The organism is Trebonia sp. (assembly GCF_049794275.1).
Classification (GTDB): Bacteria; Actinomycetota; Actinomycetes; order Streptosporangiales; family Streptosporangiaceae; genus Trebonia.
In genome coordinates, this window is record NZ_JBARCR010000484.1 from 1 (window position 1) to 2,466 (window position 2,466).

At 70.4% G+C, this 2,466-nt stretch carries 3 protein-coding genes; 1 reads left to right on the plus strand and 2 read right to left on the minus strand.

The features are described from left to right. Positions 1 to 246, plus strand: a 246-nt coding sequence (locus tag WA805_RS13240) for a hypothetical protein (RefSeq protein WP_425242476.1), incomplete at its 5' end; no start/stop codon positions are given. Positions 247 to 306: 60 nt separating this feature from the next. Here WA805_RS13240 and WA805_RS13245 read toward each other — a convergent pair. Both WA805_RS13245 and WA805_RS13250 read right to left on the minus strand, forming a co-directional pair. Further along, the gene (locus WA805_RS13245) at positions 307 to 1,710 is read right to left on the minus strand and encodes a hypothetical protein (protein ID WP_422339201.1); all 1,404 of its coding nucleotides are present in this window, start codon (positions 1,708 to 1,710) and stop codon (positions 307 to 309) included. A 254-nt stretch (positions 1,711 to 1,964) separates the two neighbouring features. Then, positions 1,965 to 2,466, minus strand: a 502-nt coding sequence (locus tag WA805_RS13250) for a hypothetical protein (protein WP_425242477.1), incomplete at its 5' end; no start/stop codon positions are given.

Genomic DNA, 2,466 nt, shown 5'->3' on the forward strand with positions numbered 1-2,466 from the left:
CTGCCGAACCCGGGCGCACTCGCCCGCCACGCCCAGGCGGCGATCCGCGCCAGGACCGACTGCGACCAGTGGCTGTGCCCGGTGGACGAACCCGAGTGGCTGCTGGCCGGCCCTGTGACGGAGGCGACGGCGTTCGGCGTGGCACGCCCGTCGGCCATCGAGAGCGCCGGGCCGCTGGCCCCGCTGCTCGGCGAGTTCATCGACTGCAGCTGGCCTGTGCAGTACCTGAACCGCGCCAGGAATTAGTTATCCACAGAGTTATGCACAGCGGTGCGCACACGGTTATCCACAGCCGTGGGTTCAGGTTCAGGTCTGGGGCTGCAGGACCGGCGGCCTGACGTCCGCTCTCGCCTCGGTCGGCGCCAGTCCCCAGCGTCCTGTCAGGCACATCCAGACCAGCGCCGCCGCGGTGAGCAGCCGGACGGTGGGGGTGATCCACTCGCCCTGGAACAACTGCACCTGCTCCACCCACTCGGAGTGCGGCACTATCGCGGACTCCATGTAGGTGATGGCGCCGAAGCACAGCCGGACCAGGACCAGCCAGTCAAGCCGCGACCTGGGGTAGAGCGCGAGCAGCACGATGACCATGACGTCGTACCACGGGCGCTGGAATGGCCAGAAGAAGATCCAGGCCAAGCTCAGGGCCAGTGCCGGGGTCACGGCGGGCCGTCCTGGCACGGCGTCAGGCAGCCGGAAGAACGCGAGCAGCGCGACGATGACGCAGCAGGCGATCGCGATCGTGGTCAGGTGCGTGGGCGTCCAGGTTACGCCGAACGGGCCCGCGGCGCCGAACGGCCGGTAGAACACCTGGTAGAGGTTGTCCCACGTGACCTGGTTGCCGCGCTGGAAGAGCACCCTGACCGCGGGCCCCCCCGCGATCACGTACGAAGGGACAACGACCGCTACCCATCCGGCGATGACGGTCCCGATCGCGGCCGGCGACCTGCGCACCGCCCACAGCGCGCCGACAGCGAACAGCGCGAACGGGGATTTTACGGCGGCGGCGGCGCCGAGCAGCGCCCCGGCCGCCAGGCAGCGCCACAGCACGGGGCTGATGTCCGGCGGCCGGAACCACAGGAGCGCCACGCCGGCCAGGCCGAAAGCGGCCGCCAGCCCGTCGATGTGCCCGCTGGCCACGATCTCCCACAGCAGCAGCGGGTTCACCGACCAGAGCAGGTGTGCGCGCAATCGCATCGCCGGGTCGCCGCGGCACAGCCGGTCCAGCATCAGCACGACAGCGCCGAAGGCGATCGCTACCCACAGCTTCAGCCAGAACGTGATCGCGGCCATCGAGGCGCCGCCGAGCTCGGCGGAGACCCACTCCTCGGCGGTGGCGACCGGCCCGTAGTCCGACAGTGAATGTGCCCAGGTGCCCGGACTGTTGATGGCCAGCTTGTCGCCGAGCGCCACCATCTGCAGCGGCGTGTCGACGTACGGGCTGTGGCCGAGAACCACCATGTTGCCGTCGATCGCGTACGACTGGGTGTCTGTGGTGCCGGCCGGCGCGAGGACGGTGAACACGGCGATGGCGATGAACGAGGCGGCGAGCAGCGGTTTCACTGGCGGCCGCGCGCCGCGCGCGACGGCGAGCAGGCCGGCGCCCACTCCGACGGCGGCCAGGATCGCCGCTGCCCAGAGCGTGAACAGCACAAAGTCGTCTGGCAGGCCAAGCGACGCCCACCAGGGCGGTCCGCCCGACGTGTGCGCCATTTCTGGCACGCTGATAGAAGGTCCCGCGACGGCAATGCCGATCATCACGAGAAGCGAAACAGTGATGCAGGCCGCCGCGGTCCAGACGAGCCCCCGGGTTACCCCGGGGGCTCGCAAGTCCCGGTCACTCACGGTGTTCACTCCGCAGGTGTGTGCGAACGTCGGCGAGAGACTGGTTCTGCACACCTAGCCGACGAACAGACCGTATCCGATCGTGACTTCAGAATCGGTTAAGGCCAGCTGCGGTGCTGACGTTAGAGGCCGGACGCGGAAACTCGGCCGTTTACCCCCGCATCGGTGCTGGTCCCGGCCTCGGGCGCCGAGTCCGTCTTGGCGGCGTCGGCCGGGGCCGGCGTCTCTCCGGTCTCGTCCACCTCGGTGTCGGCGGCCATCGCGTTCTGGTAGCGCTGCCGGATCACCGCGCCGGCCGCGCCGAGCGCGGCGGCGATGCCCGCGCCGAGAAGCGTCCAGGCTAGTACCGACCGCATGCTCCTTCGGGGCGGATCCGGCGGCGTGACCCTGACCTGCTGGGCCGTGCTCCGCAGTGCCGAAGAAACCTTCGGAGCCGCGGTCGCCGTGACGTAGTCGGCGGCGCTTTCCAGCCGGGGGGCGGTCCAGGTGCGGGCGGTGTGCACGCCCTGCCTGGCGCCCTGGCTGACATTCGCCGCCGCCGTCTGAGCGGCGATGTTCATTCCCTGCGCGGCCGCCTGTGCGGCCGTTGTCGCGGTCTGGGCGGCGGTGCGCGCGGCGCTCTGC